13 protein-coding genes are annotated in these 19,056 nt (G+C 51.1%); 9 read left to right on the forward strand and 4 right to left on the reverse strand.

The window, feature by feature from the left end; genetic code table 11:
* Window positions 1-32: 32 nt before the first annotated feature.
* On the reverse strand, window positions 33-2,294 hold the full coding sequence (locus tag BMW93_RS08210) for a TonB-dependent receptor (RefSeq protein WP_090374740.1): 2,262 nt from the start codon (window positions 2,292-2,294) through the stop codon (window positions 33-35).
* Between the two features lie 148 nt (window positions 2,295-2,442).
* Here BMW93_RS08210 and BMW93_RS08215 point away from each other — a divergent pair, with 148 nt between their 5' ends.
* Window positions 2,443-2,853 carry a DoxX family protein gene (locus BMW93_RS08215; protein WP_090374741.1) on the forward strand — a complete coding sequence of 137 codons (411 nt, stop codon included), beginning with the start codon at window positions 2,443-2,445 and terminating at the stop codon, window positions 2,851-2,853.
* Between the two features lie 59 nt (window positions 2,854-2,912).
* Here BMW93_RS08215 and BMW93_RS08220 read toward each other — a convergent pair whose 3' ends face one another.
* Window positions 2,913-3,884 carry an aldo/keto reductase gene (locus BMW93_RS08220; RefSeq protein ID WP_090374742.1) on the reverse strand — a complete coding sequence of 324 codons (972 nt, stop codon included), beginning with the start codon at window positions 3,882-3,884 and terminating at the stop codon, window positions 2,913-2,915.
* 161 nt (window positions 3,885-4,045) lie between these two features.
* Here BMW93_RS08220 and BMW93_RS08225 point away from each other — a divergent pair, with 161 nt between their 5' ends.
* The 6 genes from BMW93_RS08225 to BMW93_RS08250 all read left to right on the forward strand — a co-directional run bounded on the left by BMW93_RS08225 (window position 4,046) and on the right by BMW93_RS08250 (window position 10,532).
* Window positions 4,046-4,810: a M23 family metallopeptidase gene (locus tag BMW93_RS08225; RefSeq protein WP_090375071.1), complete on the forward strand. Its 765-nt coding sequence runs from the start codon at window positions 4,046-4,048 to the stop codon at window positions 4,808-4,810.
* A gap of 67 nt (window positions 4,811-4,877) precedes the next feature.
* Entirely contained in the window at window positions 4,878-6,164 is a 1,287-nt protein-coding gene (locus tag BMW93_RS08230; protein WP_090374743.1) for an aminotransferase class V-fold PLP-dependent enzyme, read from the forward strand.
* A gap of 183 nt (window positions 6,165-6,347) precedes the next feature.
* Window positions 6,348-6,959 carry a hypothetical protein gene (locus tag BMW93_RS08235; RefSeq protein ID WP_090374744.1) on the forward strand — a complete coding sequence of 204 codons (612 nt, stop codon included), beginning with the start codon at window positions 6,348-6,350 and terminating at the stop codon, window positions 6,957-6,959.
* A 17-nt stretch (window positions 6,960-6,976) separates the two neighbouring features.
* The gene (locus BMW93_RS08240) at window positions 6,977-8,149 is read left to right on the forward strand and encodes a glutathionylspermidine synthase family protein (protein ID WP_090374745.1); all 1,173 of its coding nucleotides are present in this window, start codon (window positions 6,977-6,979) and stop codon (window positions 8,147-8,149) included.
* A 212-nt stretch (window positions 8,150-8,361) separates the two neighbouring features.
* Window positions 8,362-8,694, forward strand: a complete 333-nt coding sequence (locus BMW93_RS08245; RefSeq protein WP_090374746.1) for a hypothetical protein — start codon at window positions 8,362-8,364, stop codon at window positions 8,692-8,694.
* Window positions 8,695-8,852: 158 nt separating this feature from the next.
* Window positions 8,853-10,532, forward strand: coding sequence for a glycosyl hydrolase (locus tag BMW93_RS08250; protein ID WP_090374747.1), 1,680 nt, complete (start codon window positions 8,853-8,855; stop codon window positions 10,530-10,532).
* Here the strand turns inward: BMW93_RS08250 and BMW93_RS08255 are convergent.
* Window positions 10,529-13,477, reverse strand: coding sequence for a glycosyltransferase family 2 protein (locus BMW93_RS08255; RefSeq protein ID WP_090374748.1), 2,949 nt, complete (start codon window positions 13,475-13,477; stop codon window positions 10,529-10,531). The genes BMW93_RS08250 and BMW93_RS08255 overlap by 4 nt on opposite strands.
* Complete coding sequence (locus BMW93_RS08260) at window positions 13,474-14,790, reverse strand: glycoside hydrolase family 2 TIM barrel-domain containing protein (RefSeq protein WP_229240271.1); 1,317 nt, start codon at window positions 14,788-14,790, stop codon at window positions 13,474-13,476. The genes BMW93_RS08255 and BMW93_RS08260 overlap by 4 nt, the downstream gene beginning before the upstream one ends.
* Before the next feature lie 193 nt (window positions 14,791-14,983).
* Here BMW93_RS08260 and BMW93_RS08265 point away from each other — a divergent pair, with 193 nt between their 5' ends.
* Window positions 14,984-15,622 (forward strand): GntR family transcriptional regulator, encoded by a 639-nt coding sequence (locus tag BMW93_RS08265; protein WP_090374749.1) that lies wholly within the window; start codon window positions 14,984-14,986, stop codon window positions 15,620-15,622.
* 214 nt (window positions 15,623-15,836) lie between these two features.
* Window positions 15,837-19,013 (forward strand): SusC/RagA family TonB-linked outer membrane protein, encoded by a 3,177-nt coding sequence (locus BMW93_RS08270; protein WP_090374750.1) that lies wholly within the window; start codon window positions 15,837-15,839, stop codon window positions 19,011-19,013.
* Window positions 19,014-19,056 lie beyond the last annotated feature (43 nt).

Genomic DNA, 19,056 nt, shown 5'->3' on the forward strand with positions numbered 1-19,056 from the left:
CATGCGACATTTTTTAATATCGCGCCTTCAACCTATCTGAGCGTGTATCTCGCTCCCAAAAATGCCCTGATGCCCTGATTTGGGGCAAAAACATACGACGGATCGAATGTTAGCCGGTAAGGGTTGTCGGGGGTAGCAATTACCTGTCCTTGTTCGTCAAATTTTACGTTTTTGTCGAACGGATCGTTCGCGCGGGCGATCGAATTGGCGGGCGGGGTGAAGTTGAGCAGGTTCTTGACTCCCCCATAAATTTCCAGTCCATTGTCAAACTTTTTGGTCACCTGGATATTCTGCAAAGACCATACCGGCGAGTTTGCGGCGCGCGGATCGTTTTTGCCCAGGATCGGCAGGCGCATAGGGCCGTAAATGTTTCCCGTGTAGTCGAATGAGAGCCCGGCTTTCTGGATTTCGTAAGAAACCGACCAGGTTCCGGTGAATTTTTCGGTCAGTACCGGCCTGAAACGCACGCCGTTTTCCTTCTGGAAGTTGTCCATGTAGGTGCCGCCCGCGATGATTTTTAATGGGAAAGGAAAGTTAAAATCGAGGTTCAGGCTAATGCCTTTGGAAACTGCATAACCATCGAGGTTGTCGTAGATGATTTCGTTCGGGTTAGTATCGTAGTCTGGCAGGATGCGGTTGGTGAAATGGGTGTAAAATACCGAAGCGTCGATTCCGATGAATGAATTGCCGGTTACGATTTTCTTGACGAAGTTGATGTTCGCATTCCAGCTCTGTTCGGGTTTTAATGCTTCCTTCAAAATGACTTCGCGCGAGCCGGTCAATGCGGCGTGGTCTTCAGTAAAGAGGTTTACAATGCGGAAGCCGCGACCGATATTCAGCCGGACCACATCCGTTTGATTAAACTTGTATTTGTAAGCGGCTCTCGGCGTGAAAATGCTTCCGTGGCGGCTGTTATAGTCGTACCGCGCGCCCAGGAGAATGGCATGCCGGCCGCTTTTGATCTCGTCCTGAATGAATATGCCGGGGAGATAAATCTTGTCGGCATGGTCCTGGCCGTCGGCGTAGCGGGTAGCCGTCGTGTTATCATTATAAAAGGTATAGCGGAAAGGTGTTCCCATCAGCAGGCTGTGCTTGCCGATTTCCTTATCCCACAAAAACTGCGCGAATGCGATCTTCTGGTCAGCATTGAACGGCACATGGCCGTAAGCCGAGTTCTGGTTATGGGAGCTGAAAGAGTATTGTAATGTAACTTTTTCAGTGAGCGGAAGCTGGTAGTTGCCCAGTAATTCAAAACGTTTGGTGTAAATGCTCTCGCCATAAACCTCATCGCCACCGCGGTAAGAGCGGTTCCATTGCATCTGCCCGCCCCAGCGGTCTTCATAATAGTACCGGGCAGCCACATTGGCACGCCGGTTGTTTTTCAGGTCGAATGACCATTTGTTGAAGATCGAAATGCGTTTCTGAAGCGTCAGGTCGGTGAAACCGTCGCCATTGTTGTCGATAGGATTTTGATAGTTGAAATAGTTGATACCCAGCAACGAACTGCTCTTTTCCGACGGTGTAAATTTCACACCTAAATCTACATTATAGTCGCGCCACGTGGTGCTGAATACGTCGGCCGAGAACACGGGTGCTTTGGAAGGATTTTTAGTAATAATATTGATCAAGCCCCCCACCGCTTCCGAACCATAGAGTGTAGACGCAGGTCCTTTCACGATCTCTACCCGCTCGATCAGGCTGTTTGGAATACCCGAAAGCCCGTAAACCGTCGAAAGTCCGCTCACCATCGGCATGCCGTCGATGAGCACCATGGTGTAGGGCCCTTCGAGGCCGTTAATATGGATATCGCCCGTGTTACAGACATTGCAATTCAGCTGCGGCCGCACGCCGTTTACATAGCTCAGTCCTTCAAAAATGCTCGGGACGGGATTTTTGTAAATGAATTTGGAAGTAATAATGTCGACGGGCACCGGACTGTCGAGCTTCGAAACTTCTTTCATCGTTCCGGTTACCACCACCTCTTCCAATGCATTTGCGCCGGATTTCATCACAAAATCCTTTCTGACGTCCCGGTCTATCCGCACATTTTTTTCGGTGATCGTAGGCAGCGACACATAGCTGACGCGCAAAGTGTAGGTTCCTTTGGGAATGCCTGCAAGGCGGAAATAACCCGCGGTATCGGCCGTAGTACCGGTTTTTAATTCGTTAATATAAACCGACGCACCGAATGCGGGATCGGCCTGGCCTTCGAGTGAAATTTTCCCTGAAAGCGAAAACTGCGCCCAGGCGCCGAATGGCAAACAACTGAAAAGGAACAGTATGCGTAGTTTCATAGTATGGCCGAATTATAAATTTATTTTTATCTGAATATAAATTTAGACAAACCTAAAAATAAAACTTGATATATGGAAATTAAAAATTCGGTTACAGCGAATGGATTAAGAAACTATCTTCGGGATAGCTAAACCAATTTAACTCACTATGCTCAAAAGATTTTTGAAACCGATCAAACTGCCCGCTCCGGTGGATTGGGCGGTGCTGATCCTGCGGGTAGGGGTGTCATGCCTCATGCTCACGCACGGTTACGCGAAGCTTACCACATTCCTTGGCGGCGACCACTCATTCGCCGACCCGATCGGGATCGGCGAGGAACTTTCCTATGTACTGACGATCTGCGCCGAGTTCGGTTGTTCGATTCTCGTGATCCTGGGGCTGGGAACGCGGGCGGCACTCATTCCGCTGATCATTACGATGGTGGTGGTGGCGACGATCATACACGCCAAAGATCCGTTCGATATGAAGGAACACGCGCTGCTGTTCCTCTTTCCTTATGTTGCCTTATTTCTCACAGGCCCGGGCCGGTTTTCGGTCGATAGCAAATTGTATCGTTGATATTTCCCTTTTGAAAAACGAAATGCCTTCCGGTAATGGAAGGCATTTTGTTTAAATAACTATTGCGACCACTTGGTAGGCTGGCGGTCCCAGCGGTGGGCCTTCATTTTTTCGGCCACTGCCGCATCGAGCCTCGCGCCGTCGCTTACAGCCACGTTCGCGCGCACATTCTGGAGCCTGCGCATACCTGGGATAGTGGTGTGCACGTCGGGGTTGTTGAGGATGAAACGCAAAGCGAGCTCCGCCATCGTCATACCTGCCGGAATGTCGGCACGCAATGCCTCGGCGTGGTCGACGCTCGCATTCAGGTTTTCGGGTACGAAATAGGTGGAACGCCAGTCGTCGGCCGGGAATGTCGTTTCCTTCGTCAATGTGCCGGTTAGTGTCCCTTCGTCGAAAGGCACCCGGGCGATTACACCGATGTCGAGTTTGTGGCAAAGGGGGAAGAGATTATCCTCCGGCGCCTGATCGAAAATGTTGTAAATAACCTGTACGGCGTCGATCAGGCCGGTTTCGAGCGTTTTCAATGCATTGTCCGGCTCCCAGCGGTTGATACTGATGCCCCACGCACCTACTTTTCCCTCTTTCGTTAGTTTTTGAATGGCTTCTTTCCATTCGTCTTCCTCTGCCCACGCATCTTCCCACACGTGGAATTGCAACAGGTCGATCTGCTCGGTACCGAGGTTTTGAAGGCTTTTTTCGGTGTATTCCACAATGTAATCGGCGGGAAACACATCTTTCAGCGCGTATTCGGCGCGCGACGGCCATTGGCGGTTTTTAGGTGGAATTTTAGTGGCGGCATAAAGCTTTCTGTCGGGATAACGCTTGATCAGCTCGCCAAGAATGCGCTCGCTCAGGCCCTCGCCATAACCCCAGGCTGTATCGAAGAAATTGACACCCGATTCGACAGCCAGGTCCAGGGAGTCGTCCGTTTCCTTGCGATCGGAGCCCGTCCAGCCCGCTAAGCCCCACATTCCATAACCTACTTCGCTGACTTCCCAGCCAGTTCGTCCAAAACGACGTTTTTGCATTGTAATCTGATTTTAGTGTTTGACCAATAAAGAACTTCTCTGCATTTATTTAATATAGAACGGGTACCTTTGCAAGACTTTTTTATTAGTGAGCCTTCTCGCTATCGTTCCTCAAAAACTGGGTTTAAGTGAAAGAAAAGGGGTTGATTAACGCATTGTGGATGACATTTAAAAGAATTGCCGGGATTGTGTTGGTGATTTGTTTGGCCGGTTTGACAAACCAGAGTGAATCTTCCGATAAAATTGCAGAATACTGCGCAGCTTTCCATCAAATCCAGATGGATATCCGCGATAATGTGATCTCACCCGATTCGGCGCGCGCGGCATTCGGCGCCGTAATGCGTAACCTCCGAGCAGAGTTCAGAAGGGATACATGCCGGTCTATCGACTCATCTTATTTCGTTTACCCGGTCAGAGGTTATGCGGTAAGGGAATCGATAGGGTCAAGAGGCCGCGGGTACCGGGCCAATGGTTTCGACCTTTTTGATAGCAGTGTTTCCGGTAGTCACCCCGCGCACGACCTTTTTGTACGCGATAAAGACCAGGACGTGCTCGACGACCGCACCTGGCAGCCGATCGACGTCCTCGCATTCACGTCGGGCATCGTGCTGGCGACCGAAACCAGCTGGAAATACGACAGCGAGTACCGCGGCGGCAACTGGATCTGGATTTACGATCCGTGCCTCGACGGCCTGTTCTATTACGCCCACAACAATATCGTGGAAGTGCAGCCCGGGCAGTGGGTCAATGCGGGCGACAAGATCTCGGAAATGGGCCGTTCGGGTTACAATGCTTACCAGAAGCGTTCGCCGACGCACTTGCATTTGATGTTCCTCCAACTCGATGTCGATGGCCTTCCAATGCCCGCCAATACCTACGAGTGGCTGAAAGAAGCTACTGTGAAAGACGGCTTAGGGGTTGAATAATTGGGATTTGAAGTAGATATTCAATATATTGTACTTCACTCCATTACTATTCCTTAAATAAAATTTTATGAGCAACCGCCGTTCTTTTTTCCGGAAGAGTGCTGCCCTTGGTATGGGTGCTTTCGGGATCAACAGCCTTTTCAACCAGCTCCACGCCGGGCAATTCCTGGAAGCAGAACAACTTTGGAATCCCGCCAGCGAAAGCAATGAAGAATACTGGTCGGTAATCCAGGACGCTTACACCGCCAGCAAAAGCGAAATCATTATCCTCAACAACGGAGGCGTATCACCCTCGCCGATGGTGGTGCAGGAGGCGCTGGACAAGTACAACAAGGCAGCCGCGCAGGGTCCATCCTATTATATGTGGCGCATTATCGACAAGGGCCGTGAACCGCTCCGCCAGCGACTGGCCAAGCTGGCGGGCACCGACGCCGAGGAAATCGCGATTAACCGCAATGCGACGGAAGCATTGAATACCATCATTTTTGGTCTGCCGCTCGAAAAAGGAGACGAAATCATCGGCACCTTGCAGGATTACCCGAATATGGTGCAAGCCTGGAAACAGCGCCAGATGCGCGACGGGCTGGTTTACAAGCAACTCTCTTTTGACTTCCCTATTGAAAACGACGAGCAGATTGTAAAGGCCTATGCTGATGCGATCACGCCCAGAACCAAAATCATCCACGTTACCCACATTATCAACTGGGTAGGGCAGATCATGCCCGTGAAGAAGATCGCCCAAATGGCACATGCCAAAGGCATCGAGGTGGTTTGCGACGGTGCACATACATTTGGTTTGCTCGATTATAAAATTCCCGACCTGGAATGCGACTACTTCGGTACCAGCCTGCACAAGTTCCTGAGTGCGCCCGTTGGAAGTGGTATGATGTGGATTAAGAAGGATAAAATTGAGAAAATCTGGCCGTTGCTCTGTAATAGCGAGCCGAAAAGCGCCAATATCCGCAAGTTTGAAACGCTCGGCACGCGCAGCTTCCCGATTGAGCAGGCGATAGGAGAGGCCATTAATTTCCAGGAAGGCATCGGCAACAAGCGCAAGCAAGACCGCATTCATTACCTGAAGAAATACTGGGCCGAAAAAGCCGCTCAGATCCCGGGTGTGAAAATCCACACTTCATTGAAACCGGAATTCTCCTGCGCCATCGCCGGTGTGACCATCGAAGGCATGAAGCCCGAGGAACTCGACGGCAAGCTGATGAAAGATTATCAGATCCATACGGTAGGTATCAACTGGGAAAACATCCATTGCGTGCGCGTGACGCCACACGTGTACACGAAGACGAGCGACCTGGACAAGCTGGTAGGCGCGATCGAGAAAATCGCGAAAAAGGCCTGATATTATTGTTGGTTAATGTACATTGGGCATAGCCGGGTTAGCTACCGGCTATGCCCGATTTTTTTTGCCGCCTGTAAGTCCATAGGTTGCGATATCCACCGGAAAAACCATTGACACGATTCATGGGCGGCTCCCGCTTTTCATGCATTACTTTTGAAAAATCCTCAATAGAAAACCAACATTATGACAGAGTTACGAAAGGGTTCTTTTATCAGGAAGGTAAAAGACATCAGTATGGGCGGCGCACTGGCGTTGGCGCTGCTCTCCGGTACGGGGCTCGTTTCCTGTTCTTCGAATGATGATGAATCGGAATACAGTTACGAAGAAACAACTTACGGCAAAGGCATCCGGTCGCATATTAAGGAAGTGAGCCCGGGCGAGTTCAAGATCATTAGCGAGGAAAATGTCGCCGCCGATAGTTCTATGGCGATCGTTTCGTACCTCGACGGTCATAAAGACACGCTGAACCCCATGGCGGCCAAGGCGCTGATCGATCAGGAAATCCGTTCCAACCCGCATATGGGCTACCACAGCGGACTTTCGAGCATGCTGCTTTACGGCGGAATGGGCTATTTGCTTGGACGTAATTCGTCCTATGGATACATGAACAATTACCGCGACAGGATGGGCGCGGAGCGAAGCAGGTCGTATTACGCCAACCCGGGCGCGTATGCGAGCTCACGCAGCGCAGCCCTGGGCGTGGAAACTTCCCGCTCGGTGCGGACGGTAACAACAAGGCCCGCGGGAGGCCGCAAAGGCTTTTTTGGAAGGTCGTCGGGCAGAAGCGGGGGGTAAAACTTATTAACTCAAATATGGTAAGATTAAAATCACTGCCCAATCCGCCGCAAGCTGCATTGCAGAAAGCAGGCTGGGATTGGGCGCTGGGCACGGACACCGCTCCATATGTCGTGAATGATATGGTAATCGTGGCCGAGCAGCAGGCCGAAAGCTATTATGAGGCTGCGGGTACATTATATGATATGCTGATCGAGGCGGGGCAATATGCCATCGACAACAACCTCTTTCAGGAAATGGGTATTCCCGAAAATCTGGTTGAGCTCATCCAGCTTTCATGGAATGACGACCGGCAAATCCACCTCTACGGCCGTTTCGACCTCGCCGGAGGATTTAACGACGAGCCGGTAAAACTGATCGAATTCAATGCCGATACGGCTACCTGCATTCCGGAGACTGCGGTCGTGCAATGGGCGCATTTGCGGATGAACGGGATGGACGAATCGAAGCAGTTCAATACACTTTTTGAGACGTTAGTGGGTCAATTTGTTTATTTAAAGGAAGAAAACAATGATCTGACGCCTTCGATGCTTTTCTCGGCCATGCGTGGCTATCCCGAGGATGATACCAATGTGGCGGTATTAATGGAAGCGGCGAAAGAGGCAGGCTTCGACGTCGAATTCGCATACATCGACGATGTGGAATTTTCGAATGGCGAAGGCATATTTTACCAGGAGCCGGAGCACGGGCATTTCGTCCGGTTTGATTTCTGGTTCAAACTGGTACCCTGGGAGCACATCGGCGCCGACGAGCCGGAACTGGCGGCAATGTTGACCGAGATTGGGAAGAACAGGAAGGCGGTGATCCTGAACCCGGCTTATACCTTGTTGTTCCAATCCAAATACATCCTGAAAATCCTGTGGGACCTTTACCCATATCATCCATTGTTGCTACAAACCGATAGCGACGTGTTGCCTCATAAGAAATCGGTGAGCAAGGTGTTGCTTGGGCGCGAGGGTGCCAATGTTGCTATTCATGATGAAAGCGGCAAGATAATGGAAACCGCTGCGGGTGAATACGACGGTCAGTCGCGCATTTACCAGGAGTATGTCGCTCTTCCGACCGATGCGGAGGGCCATACCTACCAGGCAGGCGTGTTCATTGCCGGCGAGGCATGCGGGCTCGGATTCCGGCGGGGCGGGAAGATTTTGGACAACACTGCACAGTTTGTAGGACACGTAATCGATTGACGAATACGTAAATTTACTTGCTTGTTAATCAGTGTGTTACCGGACGCTCATCGAATCGACCGTTTACTAATCAATTTAATGAAATGTCGGGGGTAGCAGCGAAGTTTGTGAAAGTTTCAGAGACGCTGCTGGTATGAAAGTTTTAAGGAAGCCGGAAACTTCATCAGCAGTCCAGCATATTCATCGATCCTTAATTCTTAAAAAAACAAGCCATGATTCACGAGAAAATTTTTCAACTTAGAAGTGGAAGGGAAGTCAAAGTTGTTGTCAAAAGCTACTTCCTCCACGACAACCCGCAGCGCGATACGGACTGCGAGATTTTGATCCGCGAACCCAAAGAAAAATACTTTCGCACACCTATCGGGGTTAATCACCCGCAATACTGGAAAATGAAGCGGTCCAGCGCACAACAGGCCAAAGTTCTTCTGATGGAATACAGCGGAATCACGCAACGACAGATCAATCAGGCCATTACCGAATTCAACCGCATTCTGAGTTACCCGCCCGCACACATCGGGTTGCAATACGAAAGCGAACTGGTTTAAGGACGGAATATACAAGCACACACTGAAAACCGGGCATGGTTGGACTTCAAAGTCCGATCATTGCCCGGTTTCTTTTTATGCCCGTACCAGCCGTGTTTTCGTTTCATGAATCACTGAATTCGCTAATTTAAAACCCGAAGTCACTCTTTTCAGGTTTTATGAAGGCAAAAGGCGTTTTATTACTGGCAGCAGGGTTGGTATTGATCGGGGCATGGGTGTTTTACCGGAAACGGTTTTCCCCGTTTTTCCAATCGGGCGGCTATGCTACCGACGTACTAAATACGTCCTTCACGGAACAGACGATAGGGTACATCAACCGGGCCGATTCGCTTGGAGTGACCAGTCAGGGCCTTCAACATATTTCAATACAGCTTCACCCTAACACCGCAGAAACGGCGCTCGTCAGTGCGTTGAAGGGCCATACGGGCGAGCGAGATTGGTTACTGACGGTTGTGGCCGGGCAGGAAGGCACGCTCAATATGGTAGCGAACGGCAAGTACGACGACGCGCTACGCTCGCTTTGCCGGGTTTTGCCTGCGAAAAAGCACGTATACCTGCGCTGGGACCCGGATATGGAGGTGCCTGTCCAGCGGTTCTCCTGGCAATACCAATCCCCGGCCGATTACATCGCGGCATTCCGGCATGTTGCTGAGATTTGCCGGAAGGCGAAGCCAGACTTGCAAATCATGTGGTCGCCAGCGGGCTATCCCGGGACTGACGAGTATTGGCCGGGAGAGGATGTGGTGGATGCCATTGCAATTTCAATCGAAGGAGAAAGCGAACGCGCTGCGACGGCTTTCCCGCAGGAACCCGATGGGCAGACCGCTCTCCGGCGAAAACTGATCCGGACGCGGTTTATGAACAAGCCCGTTTACGTGCTTGTGTCCGGCAGCGACAGCCTTGTGCATTCCCTGCAACACGATTTGAAGGAGGCTGTGAAAGAAATCAAAAAAGATTCAGGGTTTCTTTTTCAGCAATACAATATCCGCCAGGCACCGCAGCGTAACCCGAAAGCCCTGCCGCTGATAGGCTTGTACGACCCCAGGCTGGCGCTCACCAGTTCCAAAGCCGTGCAGGCAGAGCATTTGTTTGTCGATCTGGGCAATATTCAAACAGGTGGTTTTGCAAAGGATTTCGAGGCGGTTACCGGTCGCGGACATCAGGTGATCGTGACGGTGGAGCCCTGGCGCGACGGTAAGGTGAGGAAGGATTCCTCCGTGTTGCGGAATACAGTTCAAGGCGTTTATGACGAAGAGTTTAAATCGTTGTTCAATACGATCTCCAAGACAAACTTGCCGGTTTACGTCCGTTTTGCGCACGAAATGGAAATCCCCATTCACAGATATTCATGGCAAAGCCAGGACCCGGCTTTGTATATCAGGGCATTCCGGCATTTTATGGAATTGGGGAAAGATGTTCAAAATGTCAAAAAAGTGTGGGGGCCTGCGGGCGACAGGGGCTCCATGGAGTGGTATCCAGGCGATGACATCGTTGATTTCGTTAGCATTGCCATTTACGGCTTGCCCGACAAGAATATTACCGATCCAGTGAAGCAGGAATCTTTCGAAACGATTTTCAACCGGAAGGTATGGCGAATGCGTTTCGCGTCCAAACCTATCTTTGTGACAGAATTCGGTGTCAAAGGCCCGGAAGACTACCAGGCTCAATGGCTGGAAAAAGCCGCGGCGATAGTAGCTGCACACAGGGAAGTGATGGGTGTTTGCTACTTCAATCTCGCCGATAATCCGGAAGTTTGGGGCAATATCCCTGCCCCGGATTGGGGGATAAGTCAGGCTACTCTGCGTCGATTTGTTGATGCATTGAAAGCCCATCATTAGCGGGCTGCGCCCATTTGTGCCGGAGTTAATGGCGTATTTAGCTGCGATTCGACGATTTCGGTTACCGTTCCATTCCGGATCACGTACAGATAAAGGTGGTAAAGCGACGGGTGTTTGGGGATCGTCAGGGTTAGTCGGGCGCCCGTTCCGACATCATTCATTTCCACAGGATTGTTGAAGCCATCCGTTCGGGCGAGTTTCCATTCAAGCCCGGTACCATTCGTTGGCGCGCCGAGTACCTTCCACTGACCATTTTGCTGCACAATGGCGTGATAATCCAGCACGCTGCCTTCGAACGTTCCCAAGGCTGGTTTTAAAATTTTGAATTGTGTTACCGGCATCGGCGCTTTTTGACCCGCCCATATCGATTCCAGTATTTGCAGGGAATGCTTTGGTCGCCCTGTGTAGTCGTGCAGGCCGTCGAAACTGACCTGTTCGAATATCTTTTCATCCTGCCAATTGGAAATAAAAACACCCGCCTGGTGCACCTGTGTACCTGCGAGTGCACCGGCACCGATGTAACTGAAATAAAACGGTACTTTAAGTGCGCGCAGGGCTGTGTCTTCCGGCTTTTTTCCGCTATCCGTCAATACCAGCCCGAATGCATCGATCGCAGGAGCAACCTGTGTGATCAGATAGGCAAGTTCCTGCGTTTCGGCATTCAGTTCGAGGTCTGCCGTAACCGGGCGTGAACCGTCGATCCTTTTGATCGCCTCACTTACCTTTTTTAACCAATACAAATATTGCTTTTGCTCGGCGGTGTGCTCGGAACGGCGGTGGCGTTGGATGGCCGCATTACCGATATTCCAGGAAACAATGTGTTTTTGATATTGAAGTCGGCTTACGGTCGCTGATATATCGTCCGCCAGATCGTCGGCACCACCCGCGTCGTTTGTAAAATCGAGCGTTTCGGGTACCCAGAAAGTGTAGTGCACCTTAATGCCGGCTTTCCGGGTTGCCCTTAGGATATTGTAATCGTAAATGCCGGGACCAAAATGCCGGATCGCATTGATCCCCGCCCGGCGCATGCCTGCAAGATCGGCTTCCAGTTCCTGCTTCGTAAATGCAGGATGCCGACGCGCCCAGTTATGCCCTTTGGTATAATTTACTCCCTGTGTGCCGCCAAAAAACACCGTCGGTTTTTGCGTACTTGTGCCGTTCGTATCCGGCTCACGCACGCCCATCGTGCGGAAGAGCGCCGGGAGGTCGGGGTGCCGCGGAGGCTCGCGTTTAATGAGGCTAAGCGCATAAATCTGGTTTTCTTTTGCTATGGCAAGGTTATATTCCAATGCAGGGTCGAAGCGCCGGAAATACACTATTACGCTGATCAGCAACACAGTGATCAGGAATGCGGACGTACGGACCCCGCTGTAAATCCGCCTGCGTAAAATCCAGAAATTGCCTTTTAATTCTTTAATAGCCCTGAATGCACTGTCCGCGAAAGGCGACGTGCCCGATAGTTCACGAATCTGCTGTTGCCGGCTTGCGGCAATGTTGAAACACATGAAAAAGCAGTTCAACCCGGCAAACCCGGCCATGATGAGGTTGTAGGGGTTTAAATCCTGATACAAACCATATACGATCGCCAGCAGAGAAATGCCCAGCACAGCCAGGTTCGGGATATTCAGCGGCCAGTTATTGGCCTCATTGCCATCCTTCGGTGTGGGTACGTAAGGGATTTTCTTCCCTGAAATCGTGTAGAGAACGCCCAGAATGAATATCCACCACGTTCCGATCATCAATAGCCCGCCTACCACATGAAAGCCCCGTTCTTCGTCCTCCATTACCCACCACTGCACGAAATGCCGGATCAGGACAATGCACGAAACCATCGGAAGACTCACCAGGAGGAAATCGGTCAGGTCGAAATGCATCGGGCTTACGTCGAGCACGAGTGCAAGGATGGGGATCAGGAAATTGATCAGAAAAATGAACCCGGACAAATAATGCAGCGGTATGGTACCGTAATGAATGCGCTGGCTCCATGTGAACTTCGGGAAAAGCTTTGGATATACATGCACAAAGAGGTCGAACACGCCGCGCGACCATTTGAGTTGTTGTTTGTAATAGGCTGATAGCGTGGATGGTACCAGTCCGCGAGCGAGCACTGCTGGCACATACACCGATTTCCAGCCCTTGGCGTGCAGCTGCATCGACGTGTGCATATCCTCGGCCAGTCCCGCGGCATGGCCGCCTATCGAATCCAGCGCCGTGCGCCGGAAGGTACAGTTCGCGCCGATGGCCAGTACGGTGCCGTAATGGTTCATAGTCATCATCATCGGCCCGTAAAACTGGTAGGTCTGCTGGGCCGCACCTTTGGCAATAAGGCCTTCGTCGCTGTTTTTATAGGCCTGCACAATTTGCACGTAACCGATTTCCGGATTGTCGAAATGCGAAACGATAGGGTCGAGAAAGTCGGGGAAAGGAACGTGGTCGGGGTCGAGTACGACACAAAGTTCTCCTTTTGAGATACTTAATGCATTGTTGATGTTCCCGGCTTTGGCATTGCGCTTATCCGTGCGCGTCACGTGATACACGCCCAGTTGCGCACACACGTCGCGCAGGTAAGGATCGTCGGCTTCGTCGCAAAGATAAGTTTCGTGCGGGTAGGTAATGGCCTGGATCGCCGTCAGCGTCCCGACGATCATTTCGTACGGCTCCCCGGCGCAGAAAGTCGTGAAAATGTCGACGGTATACCGGCGCGTCAGTGGCGGTGTGGGCGGTACCGTGATGAACAGGTAATGGTACCATTCATGCAGCACTTTCAGGCAGGTGAAAATAAATGTCACCACCAGCATCCAGTACAATGGTGCATAGCCCCTGACTTTTTCGGAGAGAATGCTGGAAAGAAAAAATCCCATCGAAATCAATCCGAAGAAGATCATCAGCCGCAGCATGAGCAGCTGCTTGCGCGTCGGCGGTTTGACATATAATGCTTGCTTCATGGCGGGCTTACAACATAAAAAGGCGTGTTACATGAAGCGAAATTTCCTGCATTGTCATAAATCGTCGCAAAGATCCGGTAAGGACCTTCCTGTTTCGGGGCTGCAAATGAGAAACGGAGGTTCCGGCCATCGCTTTCTGCGGTCGCGAGCGGTACCAGCTTCCGCGTGCTGTTGAGGTGGTTTTCGCGATACCAGTCTTCCTGGAAGATTTGCCAGCGGACGGACCGGATGCGGTCGTGCCCTTTAAACAGCAGTACTTCCGCCGACGCGTTGGCCGATGGGTTCAGCAGGATATTGTCACGTGCGCCCTGGGTATTCAGCAGCATATATTTGATTTCCGGGTAAATAACCGGCGTCGGCTTGCCCGTCCAGATGCCCCGCATCGCACCGACGGTCTCCGAAACATTGCCATACTCGTCGAATATGCTGAACCACGTGTGCGTCGTCTCCTGCTTGTTGCCCCAGAAAAAAACGCAGGCGCCCAGGAAGCGGGGATCGTTGAGCGGCATGAATTGCCGGTAACTTTGCTGATAAATTTCGGCTTTCTTTTTGCTCGTATCCTCGATATACGCGCCCCAGGCCGTTTGCTGCGTGCCTTGCCACGGCCCGTTGATCCCCCATTCGAGCAACATATACGGCCCTTTCCACAACCAGGCGAGATCGTCGAGGTCCTTGCGCAGTAATGGTAAATTGCTGAAAATGTTGAAAGAGATCAGGTCGACGTCGCAGCGCAGCCCGATATTGAAAATGTATTTCGGATTGAAATTCAATACGGTTGTCGTGACGGGGTGGTCCGGGTCTTCCCGGTGGATCATGTCCGTTAACGCATTGAACGAGTCATAAAAATCGCTGTACGTCCATTTGTAAGGGAAGTCGAGCTCGTTGCCGAGGCACCACATCAATACCGCAGGATGGTTTTTGAACCGTTTGATAAGCGATTGCAATGCCCGATAACGTGTTTGGGTAATTTGGGGATCATTATAAAAAGAGATATCGCCGCTGTTGGGAAGCGGAAGGCCAACGATCACCGCCAGCTCGTACTTTTGCGCACTATCGAGAATTTGAGCAAGTTGCGTGGTATCCCAGGTTCTCAGGGTATTTCCGCCAGCTTCGTGGAGTTCGCGGAAATGGGAGTAACCCCCGGCGCCTTTGATATGGAATGGCTTTCCGTTTCGTATCAGGGTATACCTGCCTTCCCGCTGGTCGATGTGCACTTTCGCTGACCGGTTAGGCTGTTTTTCACCTGAACAGCCCGACAACACCATGGAAAGCGTCAAAGCTAATAGCAGCAATGAATGAATGCGGATAGACAAGACCGGGTGTATTTGTAACCTGAGGTGGTGTGCTGGGAAAGTAAAATACGCTAAAAATGGCTTAAAACTGAAATAGTTTTTAAAATCTGTGTCGAAATAGCCAGATTGTACGCACATGCAGATTTTATGATTATTGCCTACCTTTATATAAATGTTTTGGTTTACTAAATTTTGAATTTTTGTTTACATTAAAATGAAGGAAGACTCACTCTCGAACAGGGCCTATACAGAATTGCGGAAAAAGATACTCTCCAACCAGCTCACCTCGGGGACGCGGCTGAAAGAAGATGAGTGGTCTAAAAAGCTGGATGTCAACAGGATGGCAATCCGTGAGGCCTTGACAAGGCTTCTGGGCGAGCAATTGATCGTCCAGGGCGAAAAAGGGGGCTTTTTTGTAAAAACACTCACCCTCGAAGACAGCCACAAAATCCGCGAACTCCGTGAGATCCTGGAAATAGGGGCATTGCGGCTGCTGATCCAGAAGGTTACCCCGGAACAAGTGGCTGAGCTGGACCGCATTTGCGACGACTTTTCATCGATGGTCGAGCGCGGGTATTTTGGCGGGGCGTGCGAGGCGGATGTGAAATTCCATGAAACATTGATTGAATGTGCTGGTAATGAAAGGCTTGTTGATTTGTACCAGGCAAGTAATATTCCTTTATTTCACCAAAAACTAGGCAAAACCCAGACGCACATGGATGATTACGAACTTACCGACCAGGAGCATCGTGAAATCGTGACAGGCATTAAAGAGCGTGATATCAAACGTGCAGAGGATGCGCTGCTAAAACATCTGATACGGGGCGAAGTAGCGTCGATCGACCTGGCGTAATCACTCTTTAAGCTTTTTGGCATTACTGCAAGCCGGTTCCATCTCAGGAGCTGGCTTTTTTGTGTTATCGTATTTATTTTCTTAAATTTTTTTGTTAACAAAAAATAAATATATTTGTTAACATTATTTTAAGAACTTCTTGCGCGCCCCGCCTGTCCGGGCTGGGTGGTTTCCGTTGCCCCATTAAACCCATTACTGTTCCGAAATCTTGTTTATGAAAAAATCTCTAAAATTCCCGGAATCCCTTCCTTCGGAGATTCCTTTGCTGCGGTTTCGTTTACGTAACCGGATTCCTTCGCTGCTGATAGGCCTGCTCGTGGTAGCAACCCTTTTCAGTCAGAGCTATGCACAACAGAATAAAACGATTACGGGGAAAGTCATCGATCAGAAAGGGGCGCCGGTGCCCGGAGCGTCCATTGTGGTAAAGCATTCTACCCTGGGAGCCATTGCCGATAAGGACGGGAATTTTGACATAGCAGTGCCCGAAAGCGCCGTGGCGATCGTCATTTCGTATATCGGAATGAAGACACAGGAGGTGCCGATCGGTAACCGCAGTGCATTAGGCGATATTACGCTGCCCGACGACGCCATGGGGTTGCAGGAGGTGGTAGTGACGGCGCTGGGCATCGAGCGGGCGGCCAAAACGCTCACCTACGCGACGCAGAAAATAGGTGGCGACCAGGTAAATGAGATCCGCGACGCCAATTTCACCAATACGCTTTCCGGGAAAATCGCCGGGCTCACAATCACGCCGTCGGCCAATGGTCCCGGAGGTGCAACCAGGATCGTTTTGCGCGGTAACCGGTCGATCCAGGGTTCGAACAATGCGCTGATCGTCGTGGACGGCGTGCCGATCGATAATTCTACGCCCGCGGGCCAGGTAAGCTACGACGCGGGCGGGCATAGCGGGAGCGACGGCGCGTCGAGCATTAACCCCGATGATATAGAGTCGATTAACGTGCTGAAAGGAGCTGCCGGGGCTGCGCTTTACGGCAGCCGCGCCGCTAATGGGGTGATGATGATCACGACCAAAAAAGGGAAAAGCGGCAAGATCATTGTGAATGTTAATTCGGGGATTACATTTGATAAGGCGCTGGTTACGCCATCGTTGCAGAATGCTTACAGCCAGGGATCTGGCGGCGTTTACTCAACCCTCACCAATGGAAGCTGGGGTGCGCGTATAACAGGCCAGAGCGTGCAGGATTGGGCGGGGAATACGGTTTCGTTGCAAGCCTATCCGGACAATATCAAGGACTTTTTCAAGACCGCCATCTCTACCAATAATTCCGTGGGCGTGAGCGGCGGCTCGGAAAAGGTGCAATCGTATTTTTCCTATGCCAACAACTATATCAACGGCATTGTGCCGCATAACCGGCTGTCACGCAATACTTTCAATGCCCGGCTGAGCTACGATATTACCAGTCGGCTCTCGGCGGATGCCAAGGTTACCTATATGTTGCAGGATATTTTCAACAAGCCAGGCGTAGGTGGCGACGGTATGGTGGTGGCCAACGTGTACCGCATGCCGCGCAGCGTTGATCCCGAGACACTTAAGTCCTACAAGAATGTGGATGCTACCGGTGTGGAAACGCCTACTTACTGGACGACCCCCGATCCGGTGTATATGAACCCTTACTGGACGATCAACAACACGCATCGCGATGAAAACCGCAGCCGCTTAACCGGACTGTTTGTTTTGAGATACAAACTGACCGACTGGCTGAACATTCAGGGCCGGGTGAGTTCGGATAGTTACAATGATTTCATCAGTCAAAAATATGCCAATAATACCGTCAACTATGCACGGCAGCCCGGTGGGTACTATTCAGAAGGCAACGACTACATTGCAGAGCGCAATGCCGACCTCTTGCTGACCGGAACGAACAACATCGCGCCCGATTTGAAGTTGACGTATAACCTGGGTGGTTCGCTGCTGAACCGGAGTATGCGGCACCGGATCAATGCGGCCGACGGGCTTGGTTTTGCCAACAAATATGATCTCAGTTATGCTACGACGCTCAAAACCGAAACTGCGACAGCCAAGCGGCAACTGCAATCGGTGTACGGAACGGTACAGTTCGGGTACAAGGATTACCTCTTTCTGGATCTCACCGCCCGGAACGACTGGTCGAGCACACTGCCGTCGCCCTATTCGTATTTCTACCCATCGATCGGCTTGTCGGCGGTCATTTCCGAGATAATCAAACTGCCGCAGTGGGTGAATCTGGGTAAAGTGCGGGGTTCGTTCACGAAGGTTGGTAACGACGCGGACCCTTACCTGTTGGGGCAGACGTATACCTATGTCCGTGGTGGTTTCGGCGGGTACATTGCCAGCAGCAGTACCAAGGCGATCGCCGATTTGAAACCCGAATTGACCCAATCCGTGGAGTTGGGGACCGAATGGCGATTCTATAACAACCGTCTGGGCGTTGACCTGACCTGGTATAAAACCAATTCCAAAAATCAGCTGCTACGTGTGGCGTCGCCTGCTTCCTCTGGTTATTCAATGTTGAATGTGAATGCGGGGAATATTCAAAACAAAGGATTTGAAGTGGTACTGACCGTGAAACCGGTTGCTTCCAAGGGTTTTACCTGGAATGTGGGCCTTAATTATGCGTTGAATAAAAGCAAAGTCGTGGAACTGTACGACGGCGTGAGGCAGCTGTACCTCGGCTCGTCCACGAGCGTGCGCACGGCTACACCGCTGATAATAGAAGGTGGTTCTTTCGGCGATTTGTATGGCTATAAGTGGAAAACGCTAAACGGTAAATATGTGGTGAGCAACAAGGGTGTGCCCGTGAAAACGGATGCGATCGAGAACCTGGGCAACTACAATCCGAAGTTTTCAGCCGGTTTCAGCAACAATTTTAACTACAAAAACTGGGCATTGAACATACTCGTAGACGGCAAATTTGGAGGCGTCATTACATCAGGTACCGCCGCGCAAATGGCTTATAATGGGGCGAGTAGCGATACGGAGAAATACCGTGATGCGGGTTCCTGGGTGGTAGCGGGCGTAACCGCCGAGGGCGCGCCGAACACGGTACCGATCAATGCGGAGACATTCTGGCAGACGGTCGTGCAGGGGGATTATTCGTGGGGAGAGTTTTTTACTTACCATGCCACCAACGTCCGCGTGCGGGAGGTTTCGCTGGGTTATGATTTCAAAAACCTGCCCGGTTTTCTCAGTTCGGCCAGGCTTTCGGTGGTGGCGCGTAACCTGTTCTTCCTTTACCGCGGCCATGCGATCCTGGATATTCCCGGTATAGGCAAACGAAAAATGGATTTCGATCCTGAAATGAGCCTCGGTAACAGCAATTACCAGGGTATCGAGTATTTCAATTTGCCATCGACCCGCAACATCGGATTGAACCTCAAACTATCATTCTAAAAACAGCGCATTATGTTGACGAGGATAAAAAATATAAGCCGGT

The sequence above is a fragment of the Dyadobacter sp. SG02 genome, assembly GCF_900109045.1.
Lineage (GTDB): Bacteria > Bacteroidota > Bacteroidia > Cytophagales > Spirosomataceae > Dyadobacter.